The sequence below is a fragment of the Acinetobacter guillouiae CIP 63.46 genome, from assembly GCF_000368145.1.
Classification (GTDB): Bacteria; Pseudomonadota; Gammaproteobacteria; order Pseudomonadales; family Moraxellaceae; genus Acinetobacter; species Acinetobacter guillouiae.
In genome coordinates this window covers 440200-462135 of record NZ_KB849282.1, presented here as the reverse complement: position 1 = coordinate 462135, position 21936 = coordinate 440200, and the positions used below count along the sequence as shown (strand labels likewise).

The window sequence follows — 21936 nt, the reverse complement described above, 5'->3', positions numbered from 1 at the left end:
ATATGGCTTTTCAATATCAAACATTAGCACAACAAATTGCACAGAAAATTTATTGTGGAGAGTTGGCCGTTGGGCAACGTCTGAGCTCTTTGCGAAAATTTGCAGCATTGCAAAATATTAGTCTGAATACAGCAAAGAGTTGTTATGAATTGCTTGAAGCGCAAGGCTTGATTTACGTCAAAGAAAAGTCTGGCTATTTTGTTCAATCGCAGCAAAAAGCCCCACAGATTGCTGTACCTGACCATCCTGATTTTAAGTCGAGAGCGCGTGAGGTTTCAAATCTAGACTTACAAATTCAAATTCATGAAGCAGCAATCAATAATAAACTGATCCATTTAGGTTCGATTCAGTTATCGCCTAATTTAGTTCCTGTAGAGGCCTTACGCCGTTCAATACAACGTGCTTTAAAGCACAGTAAGCCAGAAGACTTTTTATATAATGACCGCCAAGGGCACCTTCAGTTAAGAGAGGCATTGTCAGCACATTGGGCTGAAGATGGTTTTTATATTGCCAAAGAAGATATTTATATCAGCAATGGTTGTATGCCGGCATTGTCTGTGATGATTCAAAGCCTTAGCCAAATCGGTGACAGTGTGATTGTACCCACGCCAAACTATAATGGTCAGTTGCAATTATTGGCGTTGCTCAAACGAAAAATTATTGAAATCCCTGCCAATACCGAAGGTTTTGATCTGGAGCGTTTAGAACAAGAGATGCAAAACTCAGGCGCAAAAGTCTGTTTATTAACCGCCAATTTTCAAAACCCTTTAGGCTTCTGTTTGACTAATGCTGAGAAAGAAAAAATCGCACAGCTGGCAGCGAAGTATCAGTGTTACGTGATTGAAGATGATATTTATGCTGAATGTAGCTTTAATGCCAAACGCCCTTTACCGATTAAATATTGGGATCAACAGGGCTATGTAGTTTATTGCGGATCGGTTTCCAAGTCGTTGTCGACCTCTTATCGAGTCGGTTGGTTCTGTTTGCCACAACGTTTACAGCACTTACATGCCAAGTTGATTTTACAAAATGTTTCGGTCAATACACCATTGCAATTGGGTCTTGCTGATTTGATTTATAGCCGAGCCTATCGTCAGCATTTGAGTGAGTTACGCCCTAAGTTGATGGCTCAAGTTGCGCAATATTTACAGTTTATTCAACATGCTTTTTATGGGGTTGAGATCCGTTTAAATCAACCGCAGGGAAGTTATGCCTTGTGGTTACAGTTCCCAGAACAGATTGATAGCTTGGCGTTGTATTATTATGCACAGCAATACAGTATCAATATTGTGCCAGGGATTATTTTTGGTGAGGATCACCGTTATAACAATTGTATTCGCTTAAATGCAGGCCATGAATTGTCTCAGGAAATTCAGGATGCAATTATGTTATTGGCAGATTGGGTAAGGGGGGAATTGTCAGCCAAGAGTGTGGCTTAAACTTCTAAATGGGTAATTTGAACTCTTGAATATTTCTATCTAGGAATCAATGACTAATAGTCAATCTGTTAAAAACACATACAGTAAAATATAATTTTTCTTGATCAATAAAATCAATGCGATGAATATATTGCTTAATAATATAAAGCTTTCATTACCACGCTTTACCTCTAAAGTCTAAATAGATTTGCGTAGGTGATGCCTCACTTTTCAGAGATGAAAAGATGACAAAAATCTTTCGTTGAGCGAGGGGTACATCCTATACCCCCGCTCAACATGGCGACATCCATGTCGCCTCACGATAGAAAGACCACCTATGATTCAAAAGTACAAAATAAATTAATCACCAAAAGCTTCTAACAAATTGTATAAAAAACATAAAATTAATTAAATATGGGTTATTGAAATAAAATCACTTGTCTGAATAATCAGGCGATTTGATTATAGTTTACAAACGGCATTACACATTGCCCCATTGACGATGACTGATGTCGGTGTAAATGGGGCATCTTGCTGAAATTAGAAATCCGCTTTTAATACGATACGATAACGGGCTTTTCCAGAGTGAAGTCGCTCCAAAGCCTTATTAATTTTTGACATTGGATAAACTTCAATTTGTGGTGCAATGTTTTTGCGTGCGGCAAATTGTAATAATTGACGCAATGCAAAAGGGGAGCCTGTTGGTGAACCAGTCACTGATTTTGCACCGCCAATCAGTGCACCCGCTGGAATCGGCATCGGTTCGAGGACTAAACCTAGCATATGAATTGTGCCATTTGGCGCCAGTGTATTGAGATATGCTTTCCAGTCCAAACTCACATTTACCGTACAGAGCAATAAATCAAATTTGCCACGTTGTGCTTTTAAAGCATTGGCATCGCGACTATTGACCACATGGTCTGCACCCATCGCTTTAAGTTCATCTGTTTTATCCAAACTCGATGTAAAGGCAGTGATCTCACAACCCCACGCTTTGAGTATTTTAATGGCCATATGACCTAAGCCACCAATCCCAATGACACCAACATGGTGAACTGCTTGAATTTGATGTTTTAAGATTGGGTCAAAAACAGTGATACCACCACACAATAAAGGGCCAGCACTTTCAGGGTTTAAATCTTCAGGAAAAGGAATAATCCACTGCCAACCTGCACGGACCTTATCTGCAAACCCGCCTGCATGACCAACGATAGTTGCAACTGAACCCCCTGTGCAAAGCACTTGTTGACCACTAACACATGGATCACAGTGCTGACAACTTTCCGCAGTCCAACCGATACCGACACGTTGACCGACTTTTAATCCTTTCGCTTCTGAACCCAGCTGAGTGATGGTACCGATAATTTCATGACCGCCAACCACTGGGAAAACTGAATTTCCCCATTCATTGTTAATCACTGAAACATCGGAATGGCATAAACCGCAATATTCAACTTTGACTTCGACCTGATGAGGCTGTAATTCACCTGCATCAAATTGATAGGGCACAAGTGCTGCACCTGCCTCTAAGGCAGCATAAGCATGAAACGTATTATTTGACATGTGAATCCTTCCTGTTTGCTCAGTTAAACTTTTAGCGGGATATACAATCATTTTCATGGTCATTGACCATACCCACTGCTTGCATAAAGGCATAGCAAGTGGTTGGACCAACAAATTTAAAACCATTCTTTTTTAACGCTTTGGAAAGCTTTTGACTGGTTTCGGTTTGTGCCGGTGCTAATTTATAATCAGGGACATCATTGAGTTGTACTTGCTGGTCGACGAAATCCCATAACCAGTTCACCATATCGATGTCTTGAGCTTTCATGTTTTGCCATGCAATGGCATTGTCACGAATTGCCGTTAATTTCCCGATATGGCGAATCAGCCCAGCATCCTGACATTTTAGTGCAAGCTCTTGTTCAGTAAAATTGGCGATGGTTTGAATCGGGTGGTTAAAAAATTGGGCGCGGTAGCTTTCACGCTTTTTTAAAACAGTAATCCAAGATAAACCTGCTTGTTGCCCCTCTAGGCAAAGCATTTCAAATAAATGCTGTTCATCTCGATTGGATTTACCCCACTCTTGATCATGATATTCAATATAAATAGGATCATCTGAACACCAACCACAGCGTTTATTTGCCATAAAAGATCTACCATTGTTCTGATTGATTTAAGTTTTAATTCTCTAAAGTTTAAATTCGACCCATTGATCTTGTTTGTTGTCCCAATAGGAAAGTTGCGCATGTTGTAAATCTTTAAAATTTACCCAAATATCTTTACCCGCTTTGTCTGTAAAGCCAGTACTGATCATTAATGCTTCATCGGTGATTTCCATAATCCAGCCTTGATGATTTTGTCCATTGAGGGCAATTTTTTGTTGATTGCCTGATTCTGCAAATTCAACTAAACGCTCAAGCAATGCTTCTGACATGGAATATTCCTAAATTGATTCAATCTAAAATTAACGTAAATAAGGGTAGGGGTTGACTGCACCTTGGCCTTTACCTCTTAAGTATAGTCCATAGTGCAAATGCGGTGCAGTATGTCGTGCATTTCCAGTATTGCCGACATAGCCGATTAACTGACCTTTTTTAACGTAATCGCCTTCTTGTAGACCACGTTTGTGATCGTTTAGATGAGCATAATAGTGATAAACACCACCTGGTCCGATGAGCCAAATCACTTTACCCCCCAGATTATTGCTCTTTAAGCTGGCAATTACACCTTCAGTACTACTATAAACTTTGGTTCCACGTGAAGCCATGATGTCAATTCCTTCATGTGCTCGCCCAGCACTGCGAGATGCACCCCAAGTATCTGTGAGGTTTTGTGGTTTTACTCCATCTACAGGAATTGCCAATCGGGTTGGCATTGACATTGCTTTTAGGCGGTTAATTTGAGCTTGTGGAAGCTGTGGCTTAGATGAGCTTGGCTTTTTAGGTGCAGTGGTACATGCAGTTAAAATAATGGCAAGCAAGGCCATCAAGCAATATTGGATGCTACGTGACACGAGAAATCCTTTTTTTCAAGTTTCAAAAGGGCAAATTAAAATTGAAATATGCTTCGAATACCCGTGTCTGACTATGTCATATTTTTACTGCTGAGATCAATTTTTTCATGGCTGTAGGGATGCCCATTTGTGTAGCTTTTTGTGGTGTTAACCATTCGCCCCCAAGTTCAGCCTGGAGGTATTCTTTTTGGTCTGATTCAACTCGAACAATATGCGCATTTAAAATCCATGTGAAATGGGTAAAGCTATGCGAGATTTGGACAGGTTCAACAGTTGAAATAAGTTTTAGACTTTGACAAAGCTGTTGAAACGCAAGCTCATTTTCAAAAATCGGTAAACTCCATAAGCCTCCCCATAAACCACTGTTGGGACGCTGTTCCCATAACCATTGTTGATCGGACTCAATTAATAACACTGTGCCAGTTCTAACAGGAACAGGCTTTTTAGCTTTCTTGTAAGGCAGTTCGGTTTCTAGCCCTTGTTGATGGGCTTGGCAATGTTGTTGCATGGGACAGTATAAGCAGAGTGGCTTTTTGGGCGTACAAATGGTTGCACCCAAATCCATAATTGCTTGGGTATAGTCATGGTTGCGTTCAGTTGGGCATAAGCTTTCCGCCAGTTGCCACATGGCTCGTTCATGGATGGGTTTACTCAGGTCATCTTCAATGGCAAAGAAACGGGCCAAAACACGTTTTACATTGCCATCCATAATGACGCCATATTGGCGTAAGCCAAGCGACATCAGTGCGCCACCAGTAGAGCGACCAATACCTGAAAGTTCCACCCATTGTTCTAAGCTTTGTGGAAAATGCCCTTGCTGGCTGACCACGCCTGCTGCTTTATGCAAATTGCGTGCACGGGCGTAGTAGCCTAATCCTGCCCAATAGGGGGCAACATCATCCCATGAGGCTTTACCCAAATCATCGACAGTCGGAAAGCGTTGGATAAATTTATCAAAATATTGCAGTACAGTTTTGACTTGTGTTTGTTGCAACATAATCTCAGACACCCAAACTTTGTATGGATCATCAGCCACTTGCCACGGTAAATCATGGCGCCCGTGTTGATCAAACCAAGTCAATAGCGCATCTGAAAATGAAAATTGCGACATAACAATCTAGCGTAAAAATTGGATGCTCAGTATAACCAAGATAAATTTATTGCGGAAAATTATCTTAAACTTGAGCAGTAATCTGCATAAAAAAAGACGCCAAAGCGTCTTTTCAAAAGCATTTATAGTCACAACTTAGTTTTCATTGATGATACCCCAACGCTTATCGAGTTTAAGCGGTTCGTTTTTATAGCGTGGGATAATGTGAATATGGAAATGTTCACTTTGGTCTTCACCAAACACATGACCATCATTAAAGGCGATATGGAATCCTTCAGGTTGATGGCGAATCTTAAGCTCGTTACGTGCCAGTTCCAATAAAGAGGAAAGGCTTTTACGTTCTTTCTCTGAAACCTCAAAAAAAGAAGCAATATGGCGCAAAGGAATAATCACTGAATGACCTTTAGACAAAGGGTTATGTTCAGGCAAAATTGCACCAAATTCATTTTTATCAATGATATCAAATTCTTCAAAGTCACAATAAGGACATACTTTTTCAGTCATTTCTAATCCCTCGTTTTGTTGTCTTAATCGACGTAGAACGTATTTTAATTAAGCTAGAGTAGGTTAAGCCAAGGTGCGATCTAATAAATCATACATTGCTGCTAATCCAGCTTTTTCTGCTTCGGCGTTATAACCTAGATCTACGCCATTGGCTTTTGCTTTTTCATCTGCTTGTGGGTTACTAAAGCCATGTTTAGCATCTTTCAGGATGATCACTTCAGATTTTACCTGAGCATGCTGCATTTCTTGTTTAAACGATTCGACATCTGCCAAAGACACCATGCTGTCTTTTTCACCATGTAGCACTAACACTTGCGCTTTAAATTTTTCTGCTTCCGCTGCTTTTTGCGCAGATAAATTTGCATGGAAAGTAATTGCAGCTTTTAAGTCAGCACCTGAGCGTGCCAAATCTAATATCACTTTACCACCATAACAGAATCCAATCGCAGCCAAACGCGTTGCATCGACTTCTGGTTGTGCTGCTAAAGCAGCCAAAGCCGCAGCTGAACGCTCAACAATGGTCTGCTCATGTTGGAAGGTTTGCATCATCCACTCATGGGCTTGAGTCGCAACAGCCGTGGTTTTTTTATCGCCATACATATCAATTGCCAGCGCAGCAAAACCATGTTGTGCCAACTCTCGAGCACGTTGTTCAGAATACTCATTTCGGCCCCACCATTCTGGACCAACAATCACACCTGCAACTGGTTGTGCGGATTCAGGCGCAGCAAAATAACCGATTAAAGTTGTTCTATCTTTTGCTTGGTATTGAATTTCACGAGTTTTGATTGCAAGAGTCATCTGTTAATCCTTGTGTATCGGCGAGAATGAGATTGATTAAAGCATAAATATATAAGATTCAAATGACTAAATTTCGAATATTTACAATAGAAATGTGAAAATTTATGAATGAAAAAGGTCGTTTTCAAATGAAAAAGAGAAGAACCAAGGTTCTTCTCTTTTATGAAAATTGATCAGGAAAAGCTAAACTTTTCCTCTCGAAATAAAACCAACAATCGCGAGGATTACCGCGACAACGAGAAGAATGACTGCGAAGTCTTTAGACATTCCCGCAACACCACCAAAACCAAATAAACTTGCGATTAAGGCGATCACAGCGAAAATAATTGCCCAACGAAACATAAGATTCATCTCCATATTTTTGTTATGTATTTTCAGTATAGGCAGAAAAATCTGAGGGACTTGTGAAGTTGTGTTTAAAAAGTGTGATTAATAAAGCAATATGTAAAGGTTTGTTCTGTTTTAAATTTTCTAATTTCTGCTTATATACTGATATAATTATTTCGCCTTAAATGACTTTAATGTTATGCCATGACCTTTGAGATCCGCCCCCAGTTTTGGAAGAATTATACACTGTCTGAGTTAAATCCGACCGAGTGGGAAGCGTTGTGCGATGGTTGTGGGCTGTGCTGTTTGGTAAAATTAGAAGATGATGACACACATGAAATAGCCTATACCAAAGTGTCTTGTAAACTCCTCGATTGTACTACCGCGCAGTGTTCTGACTATCCTAATCGTTTAGATTATGTACCTGACTGTATTCAATTAAGCCCTGAAAAATTAGCCAATATTCATTGGTTGCCTTCAAGTTGTGCTTATCGTCGGGTGAATGAAGGTAAAAATTTACCGGCATGGCACTATCTGATCACAGGCTCAAGAAGCAATGTGATTAAAGCCAGAAAATCTGCTGCTGGGCGTTGTATCTCCGAAACAGAAGTCAATGAAGAAGAAATCGATGAATACATTGTAAGATGGGTGCGGTAAATCATTTGAATCAATTATGAATTGATAATCATTATCAAATAGTAATATGATAGGCAAACTCTTCAGTTTGATGTGTTTTAAAATGTTTGCTTTATCTTGGTTATTCAAAAAAAGTGCATTCTGTGTATGTGCAATCAGCCTGAGTTTCGGTATTCACTCCAATGTTTATGCAAAACCAGATTTGCAAGCTTTAGGGCCAAATATTGCGGAGCAAGGCTCCAGTTATTATCAATTTCAAGTAAAAAATTTTCAATCCGCAGATCAACAACGGCATTATAAAGTTTGGGTCGGAATTCCTAAACATATCAATAAAAATAAGATCTTACCTGCTGTTTATATGTTAGATGGCAACTCTGCTATGGCGCGTTTAGATGAGTCACTGTTAAAAAAACTATCCGAACAAGACAGCCCAGTGTTGGTGGCTATAGGCTATCAAACCCAGTTACCGTTTGAGTCCGCTTCACGGTCTGTAGACTACACACCTGCTGATGAATCTGGAAAAGTGGCGGCTGACCCACGCAATCCTGAACGTATGGCAGGCGGAAGTGCACAATTTAGACAGGTGCTGTTTGAAAAAATTATGCCGTGGGTCAATACGCAAGTAAAACTGGATAAGCAACGTACTGCATTGTGGGGACATTCTTATGGTGGTTTATTTGTTTTAGATACCCTTTTAAATAGTCAAAGCATAGATAATAAGTTTTCACACTATTTTTCAGCCAGTCCATCTCTCACATGGGCAGATTCTCGATTACTCAAAGCCGTTGAAAAAGCCCCGCCTGAGCAATTAAAAAATAAAAAATTATGGGTGATGGAAGGTGACATCATTCAGTCTACAACGAGACCAATCAGCCCAAATGCAGATCGGGATATGATTCAAAATAACCGTCAATTGGTTTTAGATTTAGCCACTAAAGGCGTAGATGGCAAATTAATGCTTTATCCACATCTTAGTCATGGTCAAGTATTTCAGGCCTCGTTAATGGATGTTTTGCAGAATCGATTATTTTAAAGCTGAAAGTGCAATATTGATGATTTTCCATAGTAGACTAAGGACAGCATTCATCAATTAAAAAAGCAGTATGTCAGACACTCAAATTCCGCTTCCAGAACGTTTACGTCCACGTGATTTGTCTGAAATTATTGGGCAAGATCATTTACTCGGTGTCGCAGCACCACTCCGTCAAATGATTGATCAAGGGCATTTACCCTCGATTATTTTTTGGGGGCCGCCTGGTGTTGGAAAAACCACCATCGCATTGTTATTGGCTCAAGCAGTCGATCGTACATTTATTAGCTTATCTGCCTTAAATACAGGGGTAAAAGAGCTCCGTGAGGTGATTGCTGACAGCGGTGATTTATTAACACCGGTGGTGTTTATTGATGAAATTCATCGTTTTAATAAGTCGCAACAAGATGCCTTATTGAATGCGGTTGAAAAAGGCAAAATTACCCTGATCGGTGCGACCACTGAAAACCCTTCATTTGAAGTCAACAGTGCTTTGCTGTCTCGTTGTCAGGTGTATACCTTAAATGGATTAAGTAATGAGGCGATTCAAGAACTCATTTTACGCGCGATTCAACAAGATAAATTTTTAAAAGACCGCCATATCCAGATTGAAGAATTTGATGCATTGGTTCAGTTTGCTGCGGGTGATGCACGTAAGGCACTTAATTTAATCGATTTAATTGCCAGTACCTTTGAGTCCGATATTGAAAATATTGTGACCAATGCGATCGTGGTCAAAGTTGCGCAACAGAATATTGCACGCTATGACAAATCAGGTGAGCAACATTATGATCTTGTGTCTGCGTTTATTAAATCTATTCGAGGTAGTGATCCTGATGCAACGTTGTATTGGATGGCACGTATGCTTAAAGGCGGTGAAGATCCGGTTTTTATCGCTCGTCGTATGTTGATCGCTGCTTCAGAAGATATTGGTAACTCAAATCCAAATGCCTTGCTTTTAGCGGGCGAATGTTTCCGCTCGGTTCAAGCGATAGGCATGCCTGAGTGTCGAATTATTTTAGGCCAATGCGCAGTTTATCTGGCAACCAGTGCAAAGAGTAACAGCACTTATTTGGCGATCAATAAAGCCTTAGAACTTGCAGAAAAAACGTCCAACCTACCTGTGCCACTCCATTTACGTAATGCACCGACCAAGCTCATGAAACAACAAGGCTATGGTGTGGATTATCTTTATCCTCATAACTACCCTGAAAATTTTGTGCTACAGGAATATTTACCACCTGAATTGAAAGGCACAAAATTATATGAGTCTGCTCGTAATAAGCGTGAAGTTGAAGGTGAGCGTTTACAGCAACGTCGTTGGCAACAAGAACAGCAGCAACAATAGTTGTGAAGTTTATTTGCTTAGGCATCTTTTAAATAGATGTTCTATTTTATATAAAGGTTTAAAATATAGGCAAAATTTAAATTAGGCTGACACCATTTTAGAAATACGCTTGAGCAAAGTGCTTCTAAATGGTTTAGAAATTTTATGAAATTATCCGTTTTATCTTTTGCTGTTTTAATTTCTTTGCCGATGTTGAGCCATGCTGAACTTGCAAGTAAAATTTCGACTCAAAATCAGCCTAAACTTGCCGCGCAGCCGCTTAAAACACTTTATCAACAAAGTTTTGTTCAGCAAAAAACAATTCCTCAAGGCTGGCGTATTCCTGGCAACAATGCCGGCAATGTCTATGTTGAGAATGGGATGCTTCATATTGATGGTCGAGCAAATTCAGTCAGTCCGACCTCAATTTTATTACCGCAAAATCTTGAAAAACAGCAAAATTATCGCATTGATCTCGAATTTACTTTAGACCAAGCTGTCAATAACTCGCGTTGGGGCAGTGTGATTTATGATGTTACAGAAACTCAGGGGGTGATTCCAAGCAGTTATTATCAATTTACCCTCAGAACAGATACCACTGCAAAAAATGGTACGGAGTTTGGTCGTCATAAAAGTAACGGGCAGTGGGAGGTCTCTGAAACGAAAGCATTTTCGGAGAACATCAAAGCAAATCAATGGTATAAAGCCAGCATTGTGGTCTCTGGACAACGGGTACAACACTATTTAAACCACCAGTTAATGCAAGATGTAGAACTTGACCAAGGATCTGCCAAAGGCGGCATCGGGCTTTCAGCAACAGGCCTAGTCTTAAAAGTTAAAAATATTCAAGTCTCTGAACAAACCAGTGCATTGCCAGACTTAGCCAATAAAGTCACCCAAGTGCAAGAAATTCAAACTAATGTCGCTTTGGCACCGACGCTGATTCAAAAAGTTAAAAATACCAGCAGTCCATTAAATTCAGCGAATCAGTTATATTATCAATTAGATGCCAATTTAAACTTGCTTGATCAGACAGGACAGGTGGTTGAAACATTACAACAATATTTGGTGAATCCGCAGCGCAATACCATTGCTGTTTTAGAAATCAAAGATCCCAAAAGTATTGAAGCCTTAAAATTACTCTCTAAATCTCACGATATGAGCGATATTACTTTATTGTCCAAAAGTGATGATTTACTCAAGTCTGCGCATCAAATTGTACCTACGCTTCGAACAGTATTAGATTTAAGTCGCGAAAATTTAAAGGAGAGTCATGTAGGTCTTTCTGAAATTATGCGCCGTAGCAATCAGGCCTATGCACGCATCGTGGTTCTTCCGCATAGCCTTGCCAACAAATCGAGTGTTAGCTTTATTCAACGTCATTTAATGACAGTGTGGGTTGATACACCAGCACATGATCCGCAGGATGTCGCCAGTATTTTGACTTCAGGTGTGAATGGGATTATTACAACGCAAAGTACACTATTTGCCAGTGTTTTAAAGCAGTTTCCAAAAAATACCTTATTGCGTAAACCCTTTATTATTGGGCATCGTGGTGTACCCAGTTTAGAAGATGAAAATACTTTAGAAAGTGCGAAACATGCAGTTGCTTTGGGTGCAGATATTGTTGAAAACGATATTTATTTAACCAAAGACCAGCACCTTGTGGTGATGCATGATGCAACAGTAGATCGCACTACACGTTCAACAGGTAAAATTGAAGAAATGAGCCTTGCGCAGGTTCAACAATTAAAATCTAAAAACAAAGCTTATTCAATTCCAACCCTTGCAGAATATTTCACCACATTTAAGCACAATCCAAACTTTGTACTGATGATCGAAATGAAAAGTGCCAATCCAGCATTGGTTGCAAAAATGCAGGATGAAATTAAAAAGTACCAAGTTGAAAATCAAGTCGTCACGACCTCATTTAATGCAGATCAAGTTGCGCGTGCACAGTCACAATTGTCTGAGATACCACGAGGGTTATTGGTTGGCAGCATGCCCAATAGTCGCAATACTTTAATTGCCGCCAAACAAATCAATGCCGATGTTCAGAAATATAATTCAACGTATAACCCTGCTTATCGTGCTGATTTGATCAATCTTTTAGAAACGACCAAGCACCGTGGAATCAGTTTTTGGCCTTGGGCATTGAATGATGAAACATTTAAAAAATTATATATTGCAGGGACCTACGGAATAACCACCAATTCTGCGCAACTTTATGCGAAATACATCGTTGATATTCAAGCACCCAAAAATGTCAAAGTAAAAGCTGGACAGCCAGTATTACTCAATGCGCAATTGGTTCAGCAAGATGGAGCGAAACTCAATCAGCAACTCAGCAATTTTGTCGTTTTATCAGGTTCTGCAAAACATGAGATTAAAAATGGTCAGTTGAGTTTCTCTGAAAAGGGCACTGCATATGTTTTGGCTGGTTATAAATATCAGATTGATGCACAAAACTTCTATCAAATCTTTTCAGCCCCTATAAAGGTTATCATCCAATAGCTTATTTTATGGCATCTGTTTGAAATGGGAGTTTTACATCTTTGGGGAAATTTGGAAAAAGTGTAAACAGCATCTGAGGATTATTTTTTAGTCCTGCACCGTCCAGATAGGTCCATTGATGTGATTGTAGTGAACGAATGGCGACCATAAATGAGGGCGATGCTGCTTGAATTTGACCTGCAACTTTCATTGTGATGGTTTTGGGTACAAAGCAAATTTCTTCATGATCTACGATATAGCTATAAAGTGGTGGCTTTGATTGTACATTGACAATTTCTACCTGTGATTTGGCAAGCAGATTTTGAGCGTATTTAAGCAGCTGCTGATAAGCTTCTGCACCACCAACATAATTGATCAGAGATGGATGGGTTTTTTGTTGCATAAATGAATAATCATTTTTCTTTAAATCTTGCCCTAATTGATCTAAGTCAGACGCAATAATTTTAGGATAATCTTGCTGACAGCTTAACTCTTCCGCCTGTGCAGGATTTAAAATGATCAAGAATAAAATGACAGCATAAATTGTTTTTATCATGTTCGATTAAATCTGAATATCGTTTGTTTTGAGTATATAAGTTTCTTAAAAAAAGTTCATCAGTAATCCAAGCTTACCGATACTCGCTGATCCAACAGGAGATTTTGTCACTCGTCTCTGTTCATTTCTGAAAAGTTAGGTAGCGCCTACGCAAATTGATTTAAACTTTCAAAGCAAAGTGTGCAATGAATGTTTTTAAAATTAAACAACTTATTTGCCCATAGAATTGATTTAATTAAAATTATGAATGAAGAAAAATTATATTCTAGTGTATGCGTTTCTGAACAGGTTAGGGATATACCCAATAACGACACACATAAAAAACCGAGCCATTCAACTCGGTTTGAAGCCCTTGGTTAACTTTAAAGCCTACCACTTATAATTAATTTTGCCGTAATAGAACGCACCATTAAAGCCAAACGGTGAGAACTGGCTGTATTGTAAACTTCCGCCAGTAGGTTTGTTGATGTCATAAACATCTTTATCAGGATAAACATTGGTAATGTTGTCTCCCCCAACAGTAAATTTCCAATCGTTTAATTGGTATGTCAGTGCTAAATCCAATAGCCATTTTGCAGAAAATTTCTGATCACTGGCAGCACCTGAGTTACTGTAAGTTTCGAAGCTACCATAACGCGTGATATTGGTATTGATACCAAAATTTCCAATTTTATAATCATTGGCTAAACTGAACTTATGTTCAGGCGTGCTTCCTGCCAATAGACCATATTGTTCACGACGGTCTAAACGGGTGAGGTTGACACCCAAGGCATTTAAAATCTCAGGGTTTTTATCGACATCGGTGACTTTATTGCGATTAAAATTATATGCCAAAGATGTGGTTAACTCGCCATAAGGCAGGTTTTGCCATTGGTAATTGGCAACTAAATCTACACCACGAGTGCGGGTATTACTGGCATTATTAAAGAAACGAACCGTGCTGAAATTGGTATCGGTAATCCCTTTAGATACTAAATAAGCGCGAACAGCGGGGCTGCTGGCATTGATATTTGAAGATAAGCTAATGCGGTCATCAATATCAATTTGGTAGGCATCCAAAGTCACATATAGGTTTTTAGTCGGGGTAAATACCAAGCCAAGGCTATAGTTCTTTGATTTTTCAGCTTTTAAGTCTTCTGCGCCGAGCAATTGTGCAACTTGTGAAGAACTTGGAAATGTTCCAGCCTCAACAAACTGTCCATTGACCAATTGCGAAGAAGTTTGGGTGAAATATTGTTGTGCCAGACTCGGTGCTCGAAAGCCTGTAGAAACTGAGCCACGTACCGCAACTTGAGGTAAAAGCTTATAACGTAACGAAAGAGATGCATTATTGGTGTCCCCAAAGTCATCATATTTCTCATAACGATAGGCTGTAGATGCTGAAAGTTTTTGAGTAATATCTGTTTCTAAATCGAGATATCCTGCATAACTGTCACGTGTCCATTTCCCGGCATCTGCTTGACGAAAGCCTGATAAACCTGAAGAACCACTTTTATAATAAGAGGCAGGATTGCCTGCTTTGATTTGATATTGTTGATTTAAATACTGAGCACCAAATGCGACATTTAATGGACTTGCAAAAGCAGAGAACTCAAATTCTTTTGACAAATCAATATTATAAACAGCTTGAGTATTCTTTAACTGTCCATTATGGAATGAATTTGGTGTTGAACCTGTATCTTTGTATAGATCGACATTGATGGTTTTTGTATTTACATCATATTGGTTTAAGCCATAATTGGCTGAAACATCATAGCGCCAATCTGCGACTTCCCCACGTAAGCCTGCAACGGCACTAAAGTCATCTAATTGACCGCGAATCAGCGGTAAATAACCATTTGGAAATAATGCAGATACATTGTTCGAGGCATTACTCAAACGATAGAACCCAGCAGTTTCTGCATTACGATGGCTATAGGTTGAAAAACCATATAATTCAACAGTATCACTAAGGTCAAAACCAGCATTAACAGAAGCTTTTACCTCATCTGATTTTGGATCACCAAAACGAAAAGTTCTTTGTCCGTATGTAGTGGCGTTTGGATCACGAAGGTCTAAACCTGCGCGATTGGTTGCTTCATTGTCCTGCCATTCACCAGAAAAAATGGCATAACCATAATTGCCCAGTTGAGTACCGCCCGAGACATAGGATTGTTTTTGTTCACCATCACCTTTGTCATAAATACCGTAGCGAATACCTGCATCACCTGTTTTAGGATCAGACTTTAAGATAATGTTGACAACACCAGCAATTGCATCTGAACCATAGCGAGCAGATGCACCTTCTCTAAGTACTTCAATACGGCTGATGGCAGAAATCGGAATGGCATTTAAATCGGTCGGTGCTGAACCACGCCCAATGGTACCCCCAAGGTTAATAAATGCCCCAGTATGGCGACGTTTGCCATTCACTAAAACCAAAACTTGATCAGGAGAAAGCCCTTTTAGTTGCACTGGGCGAACGAGTTCTGTTCCATCGACAACGGTTGGACGAGGAAAGTTAATCGAGGGGATAATTTTAGCCAGCGCCGTACCTAACTCACTTGAACCTGTACGTTCTGTCAATTCCGCTGCACTAATCACATCAATCGGTTGTAAGGAATCTGTTTTAGAACGTTTTAGCGAACGTGTACCTGTGACAACAATGGTATCAAGTGTTTTAACTTCTTGGGTGGCTGGAATCTGTTCCGCAGCGTATGCATGTGGATACAGAAATGTAAAAACTAAGCTGGCGGTCAGGCTTAATGAATATCGTTTTGATAATGTACGCATAACTCTATTTTGTAGCTCTTTTTGTAACGGTTTGTTGTGATCATAGTGAGCTTGAGATTATTTAGAAAACAACTTTTAAAAATATAAATAGAATAAAATCTGCAAAGTGTATGGTTATTTAAAGTGTTCTCAGTTTAGAAATCTAGATTTTATCATGTGATGTTTTATGGGAAGTTTGATACACAATCTTTTGAAATTATTGATAAAGCGTATGATTTTGATTGGCTCAGTGATGAGGCGATGATATTGAATTAAGTTGATGAAATATAGTGATGATCAACAATTTACATCAGCAAAAGCTGGGTTTGATCAATGCTATACAGACGAATAAATCCCATGACAGAGCCCAGTTTGATCAGTTTATATTTGCTTTAATGCAAAAGGGCTACCTTAAATTGATAGCCCTTTTCACCTTATCCAATCAGCTTAGCGTGGAGGAAAGCCCGCTTCTGATAAAGCATCAACCACTTGTTGCTGTGTTGCTGTTGTTTCAACTTTAACACTGTGACTTGGTGGATCGGTAATCACCTTAGCATTTTCATCTACAGATTGAATTGCTTTGGTTACACCACGTGCACAACCACCACAGGTCATATTTTCAATATAAAATTCCATATCTCACCCTGCTCTAAGAAGACTTAAACTTAAGATAAACCTTACCATAATTGTAAGGTCAAGTTTTAATGTTTAAAGTTTCATCGCAACGCTTTTTCAAAAATAATTTACAGTATTTTTAAGCCATCGATTGCTGAATTTTTTACGAATGCTAAATGCCAACATAGGCGAATGGTTTATATACAGAATTTATGCTTTGATAGTAAACTCTGCATTGAAATTGTGAATGATAAGAACATGATGATGAACAAAGACCATTTATATTCAGTGATTTACCAAGACATTCAAGATGCTTTCGCTGAGATTCAGCAGCTTACACAAGATCAGCATTTATGTGCTATTGGTTTGGGAATGGTTGAAGATTTCTGTGGTTTCTTTTATGTAGGATGCACATTAGAACAATTAAAAACCTTTGAAGACGTCTATGAAGCATGGTGGATTTCAGAATGGAGTTGTTCAAGTACTGCCAATAATCGTGTTCACGATGCAATCACGGCTTTGTATCAGGACTTGGGAGAGGATTATACAGATGAGCAATATAGCGAATTGCAAGCGCACTATCAAAAGACGATTATTCAAGCATTACAAGATTTAAGAACACAAGGAAAATTAAAAAACCAACAGGGTGAAGAAATTATTGTCATTATTCAATATGCAGACTCATCCGATGAAGATTTTGAGGACATCAGTTTCCCACAAATTAATCCTGAGTTTTTAGTGCCTTTATTTGAAAACCGCTTTCAGAAAAAAGCTGGTGAAAATTTATATGATTACCTATTAGAAAAATCAGCATCTTAAAATAAGAAACCGAGCTAAAAAGCTCGGTTTTTGAAGAATCAGTATCTAAAATTAGATATCTGAAAGATCTACACCAATGCGTGTAGCAACTTCTTCATAAGCCTCAACAACACCACCTAAACCTTGACGGAAACGGTCTTTGTCGAGTTTTTTCTTGGTGTCTTTATCCCATAGACGGCAACCGTCTGGAGAGAATTCGTCACCCAAAACGATACGGTCATGGAACACGCCAAATTCAAGTTTAAAATCAACAAGAAGCATGTTGCCTTGAGCGAATAAGTCTTTAAGCACAACATTGACTTTTTGAGTCAATTCTTTCATTTTCGCCAATTGTTCAGCATTTGCCCAACCCAATGCAATTGCTTGAGACTCGTTCACCATCGGATCGCCTAAAGCGTCATCTTTGAAGAACAATTCAAATGTTGGTGGAACAAGCTCTAAACCTTCTTCTACACCCAAACGACGGCATAATGAACCTGCAGCATAATTACGCATTACACATTCAACAGGGATCATTTGCAATTTTTTCACTAAAACTTCAGTTGGAGAAAGAAGTTTTTCGAAGTGTGTTTCAATACCAGCTGCAGCCAGTTTTTCCATGATAAAGGCATTAAAACGGTTGTTCACCTTACCTTTACGGTCTAGTTGCTCTATTTTTTCGCCATTAAATGCAGAAGCATCGTCACGGAAAACTAGAATTAGATGATCCGCGCTATCTGTTTCATAAACAGATTTCGCTTTACCAGTATAGAGCAAGGTTTGTTTTAACATGGGGGAACCTTTTGCAAAAAAAAATTGCCTAGAACGACTAGGCTGGCCAGTTTTGGTAAATCTGGGTTAATAGTTCTGCAGCTTTTTCTTTGTCTGCAAAGCTATTATCGGCGTTAAACACAGCAAGTGTGTTACTTGAACCTACAGAATTAAGCTTCAATACATAAGTTGAATTATCGATTTTTACAGTTGCCTCATTGGCATTTTTGCTTTGGCCGATAACCTTATGATTTAAGCTACTGAGGGTCGCAAGTGCGTACTGCCAAATTGTAGCAGAATTTCCATCAATTTTGATCAGTGGATTGCCATTTCCATCAGTTAAAATTTGAGGACGACCAACACTTTCAGTTGATGCAGAAACTTCATCAGCAGGTGCACTGATTTGAGCAACATCTGGACGAGGAACCTCGTAACGGTTGCCTCGTTTATTTTCAAATTTTGGTGCATGCTGAAGTGCAAGAGGGTCAACAATAGGAGCTGGATACATTGGCGTTGCAGGTCTAACTGTTGAACCTTCAGGGTAGCTAAGTGGCTCTACAGTGGTCGTGTTTTTATAATCTAAAGAACCATTACTGATTCCAAGGGAACTACAACCCGCCAAGCTTAAAGCTGAAATGGCAAGAGTTAAACCTAAACGTAATTGCATAATACTAAGCTCTTATTAAATGAGACCCACTGCTTTGAGTTCTTCACGCAGTGGTGCACGGTATTGTTCTGCTAGGGGAGTTAATGGTAAGCGAATACCAGTACCAATTAATTCCATTTCATGAAGTGCCCATTTCACTGGAATTGGGTTCGATTCGCAAAATAGAATATTGTTTAATTTTGCAACTTGGTCATCTTTGCTTTTTGCTGTTGCAGCATCACCTGCAATTGCAGCGGCACAAAGTTCGCTCATGATTTTTGGTGCAATATTTGCTGTCACTGAAATATTGCCGTGGGCGCCTAACTGAATCAATTCACTCGCAGTCGCATCATCACCTGAATACACCACCATGTTTTTGCCTTTTAAACCATCAATCAGCTCTTTACCACGAGGAACATCGCCAGTCGCATCTTTAATTCCTACGATTTGAGGAATATCTGCTAAACGAATCGCGGTGTCGTTGTGCAGATCTACACCAGTACGACCAGGTACGTTGTAAAGAATGATAGGTAAATCAACAGCTTCAGCAACTGCCTTATAGTGTTGGAATAAACCTTCTTGCGTTGGTTTGTTATAATAAGGGGTAACTAAAAGTGCGGCATCTGCGCCGAGTTGTTTGGCTTCTTTGGTGAGTTCAATCGCTTCGTGTGTCGAGTTTGCACCAGTACCGGCAATAATTGGAATACGTTTATTGGCAACACGGATAATTTCTTTAATTACTTCTGTGTGTTCTGCCATGCTAAGAGTAGATGCTTCGCCAGTTGTACCGACAGCAACAATACTATTAGTGCCTTGTTCTATGTGCCACTCAACGAGCTTCTCGAGACCCTTCCAATCTACGCTGCCATCTTCAAACATAGGGGTGACGATTGCGACAATTGAGCCTTGAATGGTCTGTGCTTGCTGAGTCATTTTAAAAAAATATCCTATTTTTCCATCCACATGCGTTTGAGTAAACAAGGATTGGGATGGTTGCAGTATTTTGATTTGAGCGTGAAACAATCATCTTAAAGATTGCCTAATGCTTATGCAAATTATGACTGATTCAGCGTGTCAGAACAATATGCTTTAGTCAAAGCTTGGAAATTCTTTAACAAAAGCAACAAATCACTCACATTTCCAAGCAATTTTTTTAATTTTCATTTTTTTATCAAACATGACCGGCATGCAGTTTTAATCCAAATGCAGGGTAAAATCTATCCTCGCTAGAAAACAATTTTCTATTGGGCGGCTGAGTCTCGCTGTTTAGAATCTAGCGAACCGTTCTAGATGATTTCACGATTGATTTTGATAAGATGCTCGCAAATGTAGGCTTTTTTATTGTATGTTGAGTCATCGAGTATTTAAATTTTTACGATTAAAATAATAGTCATTTGGCCAATATAAGGGTAGGGAAATGTTGCAATCTGAGCGTAGCGCCTTGATCGTTGTTGATGTACAAAATGGTTTCACTTCGGGGGGAAATTTAGAAGTTGCCCATGCTGAGCAAATTATTCCAACCATCAATCAATTGGCACTACATTTTGACAATATTGTATTGACTCAAGATTGGCACCCTGAAAACCATATTTCATTTGTTGAGAATCATCCCAACCGTAAAGCTTATGACCTGATCAGCTTAGATTACGGCCCGCAAGTATTGTGGCCATCACACTGCGTACAAGGGACGCAAGATGCTGAATTCCATCCTGATCTAAACATACCAACCGCACAACTGATTATTCGTAAAGGCTTTCGTTCTCAAATTGACAGCTATTCAGCCTTTATGGAAGCTGATCATAAAACCACTACAGGCTTGGCGGGCTATCTTAAAGAGCGTGGTATAGATACGGTGTATATTGTCGGGATTGCAACAGACTTCTGCGTCGCATGGACGGCCATGGATGCCGCTAAGTTAGGTTTTAAAGCCTTTGTTATTTCGGACGCGACCAAAGCAATTGATTTACATGGTTCTTTACAACACGCATGGCAGGAAATGCTGGCTGTCGGTGTAAAACGCGTGATCTCAAAAGAGATTTTCAACGCAGCATAAGCATCAAGACTTGCATCATTTGAGAAATATTACTGCTTTAGAACATCTTGTTTTAAGATAAGCCGAAATCCTCAATCTGCTTGGGTAAGGACAATGTCAGCAATTTTACGTTTTAGTCAGTTTGTACAAAAAACTTTTGCCCTATGGGTTGTGGTGTTTGCCTTTATTGCCTTATGTTTTCCAGCAGCATTTGTCTGGATGAAAGCATATATTCCATGGGTTTTAGGGATTATCATGCTGGGAATGGGTATGACCATGACCGTGGACGAATTTAAGAATGTCTTGTCAAATCCCAAAGCGGTTGTGATCGGTGTCGTTGCACATTTTGTGGTGATGCCCAGTGTGGCATTCTTTCTTTGTAAAGTTTTTAATTTACCACCCGAAATTGCGGTAGGAGTAATCCTTGTCGGCTGTTGCCCCGGAGGGACAGCATCCAATGTCATCACCTATATGGCCAAAGGAAATACTGCTTTATCCGTCACATGTACATCCGTTTCAACGTTTTTAGCGCCTATTTTGACACCTGCAATATTCTATGTGTTAGCCAGCCAGTGGATTCCGATTGATGCGGGTTCAATGTTTATCGATATTCTTAAAGTGGTGATTTTTCCAATTATTTTGGGCGTGATTTTAAGAAGTCTATTTAAACAAAAGACCGAGCAATATATTCAAGTGATGCCTCTAATATCTGTAGTCGCCATTGTGGTGATCGTGGCAGCAATTATTGCAGCCAGTAAGGCTTCAATTTTACAATCGGGCCTACTGATTTTGGGTGTGGTGATTTTACATAATGGTTTAGGCTTTTTATTAGGCTATTGGGCAAGTCGTCTATTCAACTTATCTTATCCTGATTCTAAAGCTGTTGCGATTGAAGTGGGGATGCAAAATTCTGGTTTAGGTGTGACCTTAGCGGCAATACATTTTGCTGCATCTCCAATAACCGCAGTGCCAAGTGCTATTTTTAGTTTATGGCATAATATTTCTGGGCCTGTTTTAGCCACGTATTGGGCAGCGAAAGCAGATAAAATGGCTGAAAATAAACAATAGGGTCTGTAGACATTTCATAAATGGCTTGCGTTGTAG

22 protein-coding genes are annotated in these 21936 nt (G+C 39.4%); 8 read left to right on the top strand and 14 right to left on the bottom strand.

Annotated elements, in window-relative coordinates:
• The first annotated feature begins 2 nt into the window (after window positions 1–2).
• Window positions 3–1439, top strand: a complete 1437-nt coding sequence (locus tag F981_RS04495; protein ID WP_004718828.1) for an aminotransferase-like domain-containing protein — start codon at window positions 3–5, stop codon at window positions 1437–1439.
• A gap of 519 nt (window positions 1440–1958) precedes the next feature.
• Here F981_RS04495 and ahr read toward each other — a convergent pair.
• The 8 genes from ahr to F981_RS23190 all read right to left on the bottom strand — a co-directional run bounded on the left by ahr (window position 1959) and on the right by F981_RS23190 (window position 7192).
• Complete coding sequence (gene ahr / locus F981_RS04490; protein ID WP_004718826.1) at window positions 1959–2981, bottom strand: NADPH-dependent aldehyde reductase Ahr; 1023 nt, start codon at window positions 2979–2981, stop codon at window positions 1959–1961.
• A gap of 31 nt (window positions 2982–3012) precedes the next feature.
• Window positions 3013–3567, bottom strand: a complete 555-nt coding sequence (locus F981_RS04485; protein ID WP_004718824.1) for a DNA-3-methyladenine glycosylase I — start codon at window positions 3565–3567, stop codon at window positions 3013–3015.
• 42 nt (window positions 3568–3609) lie between these two features.
• Window positions 3610–3855 carry a hypothetical protein gene (locus F981_RS04480; RefSeq protein ID WP_004718823.1) on the bottom strand — a complete coding sequence of 82 codons (246 nt, stop codon included), beginning with the start codon at window positions 3853–3855 and terminating at the stop codon, window positions 3610–3612.
• Between the two features lie 30 nt (window positions 3856–3885).
• Entirely contained in the window at window positions 3886–4434 is a 549-nt protein-coding gene (locus tag F981_RS04475) for a M23 family metallopeptidase (RefSeq protein ID WP_004718822.1), read from the bottom strand.
• A gap of 76 nt (window positions 4435–4510) precedes the next feature.
• A complete protein-coding gene (gene mutY, locus F981_RS04470) occupies window positions 4511–5545 on the bottom strand; it encodes an A/G-specific adenine glycosylase (protein ID WP_004718819.1) in 1035 nt (344 codons plus the stop codon).
• A 135-nt stretch (window positions 5546–5680) separates the two neighbouring features.
• Complete coding sequence (locus F981_RS04465) at window positions 5681–6049, bottom strand: HIT family protein (RefSeq protein WP_004718818.1); 369 nt, start codon at window positions 6047–6049, stop codon at window positions 5681–5683.
• Window positions 6050–6112: 63 nt separating this feature from the next.
• Window positions 6113–6850 carry a dienelactone hydrolase family protein gene (locus F981_RS04460; protein ID WP_004718817.1) on the bottom strand — a complete coding sequence of 246 codons (738 nt, stop codon included), beginning with the start codon at window positions 6848–6850 and terminating at the stop codon, window positions 6113–6115.
• A 183-nt stretch (window positions 6851–7033) separates the two neighbouring features.
• Complete coding sequence (locus tag F981_RS23190) at window positions 7034–7192, bottom strand: DUF1328 domain-containing protein (RefSeq protein ID WP_004718815.1); 159 nt, start codon at window positions 7190–7192, stop codon at window positions 7034–7036.
• Window positions 7193–7381: 189 nt separating this feature from the next.
• On the opposite strand from F981_RS23190, the gene F981_RS04450 reads away from it, so the two are divergent.
• The 4 genes from F981_RS04450 (at window position 7382) to F981_RS04435 (ending at window position 12684) form a co-directional block, all read left to right on the top strand.
• Complete coding sequence (locus tag F981_RS04450) at window positions 7382–7834, top strand: YcgN family cysteine cluster protein (protein WP_004718814.1); 453 nt, start codon at window positions 7382–7384, stop codon at window positions 7832–7834.
• A gap of 82 nt (window positions 7835–7916) precedes the next feature.
• The gene (locus tag F981_RS04445; protein WP_016539550.1) at window positions 7917–8846 is read left to right on the top strand and encodes an alpha/beta hydrolase; all 930 of its coding nucleotides are present in this window, start codon (window positions 7917–7919) and stop codon (window positions 8844–8846) included.
• Window positions 8847–8916: 70 nt separating this feature from the next.
• Window positions 8917–10191, top strand: coding sequence for a replication-associated recombination protein A (locus tag F981_RS04440; RefSeq protein WP_004718810.1), 1275 nt, complete (start codon window positions 8917–8919; stop codon window positions 10189–10191).
• 144 nt (window positions 10192–10335) lie between these two features.
• On the top strand, window positions 10336–12684 hold the full coding sequence (locus F981_RS04435; RefSeq protein ID WP_004718807.1) for a glycerophosphodiester phosphodiesterase family protein: 2349 nt from the start codon (window positions 10336–10338) through the stop codon (window positions 12682–12684).
• Between the two features lies 1 nt (window position 12685).
• Here F981_RS04435 and F981_RS04430 read toward each other — a convergent pair whose 3' ends face one another.
• The 3 genes from F981_RS04430 to F981_RS04420 all read right to left on the bottom strand — a co-directional run bounded on the left by F981_RS04430 (window position 12686) and on the right by F981_RS04420 (window position 16606).
• The gene (locus tag F981_RS04430) at window positions 12686–13219 is read right to left on the bottom strand and encodes a hypothetical protein (RefSeq protein ID WP_004718806.1); all 534 of its coding nucleotides are present in this window, start codon (window positions 13217–13219) and stop codon (window positions 12686–12688) included.
• Between the two features lie 369 nt (window positions 13220–13588).
• Window positions 13589–15991 (bottom strand): TonB-dependent receptor plug domain-containing protein, encoded by a 2403-nt coding sequence (locus F981_RS04425; RefSeq protein ID WP_004718804.1) that lies wholly within the window; start codon window positions 15989–15991, stop codon window positions 13589–13591.
• A gap of 426 nt (window positions 15992–16417) precedes the next feature.
• Window positions 16418–16606, bottom strand: coding sequence for a heavy-metal-associated domain-containing protein (locus F981_RS04420; protein ID WP_004718803.1), 189 nt, complete (start codon window positions 16604–16606; stop codon window positions 16418–16420).
• Between the two features lie 237 nt (window positions 16607–16843).
• Here F981_RS04420 and F981_RS04415 point away from each other — a divergent pair, with 237 nt between their 5' ends.
• Window positions 16844–17404, top strand: coding sequence for a DUF4303 domain-containing protein (locus F981_RS04415; protein ID WP_016539551.1), 561 nt, complete (start codon window positions 16844–16846; stop codon window positions 17402–17404).
• Window positions 17405–17455: 51 nt separating this feature from the next.
• On the opposite strand, the gene purC is transcribed toward F981_RS04415, so the two are convergent.
• Genes purC through dapA form a run of 3 tightly spaced genes read right to left on the bottom strand, consistent with a single transcriptional unit; the run spans window position 17456 to window position 19733 of the window.
• Window positions 17456–18175, bottom strand: a complete 720-nt coding sequence (gene purC, locus F981_RS04410; RefSeq protein WP_004718799.1) for a phosphoribosylaminoimidazolesuccinocarboxamide synthase — start codon at window positions 18173–18175, stop codon at window positions 17456–17458.
• Between the two features lie 37 nt (window positions 18176–18212).
• Entirely contained in the window at window positions 18213–18821 is a 609-nt protein-coding gene (locus F981_RS04405; RefSeq protein WP_004718797.1) for a hypothetical protein, read from the bottom strand.
• A 15-nt stretch (window positions 18822–18836) separates the two neighbouring features.
• Entirely contained in the window at window positions 18837–19733 is an 897-nt protein-coding gene (dapA, locus tag F981_RS04400) for a 4-hydroxy-tetrahydrodipicolinate synthase (RefSeq protein WP_004718795.1), read from the bottom strand.
• Between the two features lie 484 nt (window positions 19734–20217).
• Here dapA and pncA point away from each other — a divergent pair, with 484 nt between their 5' ends.
• Together pncA and F981_RS04390 are read left to right on the top strand one after the other, a co-directional pair.
• A complete protein-coding gene (gene pncA / locus F981_RS04395) occupies window positions 20218–20853 on the top strand; it encodes a bifunctional nicotinamidase/pyrazinamidase (protein WP_004718794.1) in 636 nt (211 codons plus the stop codon).
• Between the two features lie 93 nt (window positions 20854–20946).
• A complete protein-coding gene (locus F981_RS04390; RefSeq protein WP_004718792.1) occupies window positions 20947–21900 on the top strand; it encodes a bile acid:sodium symporter family protein in 954 nt (317 codons plus the stop codon).
• The last annotated feature ends 36 nt before the right edge of the window (window positions 21901–21936 follow it).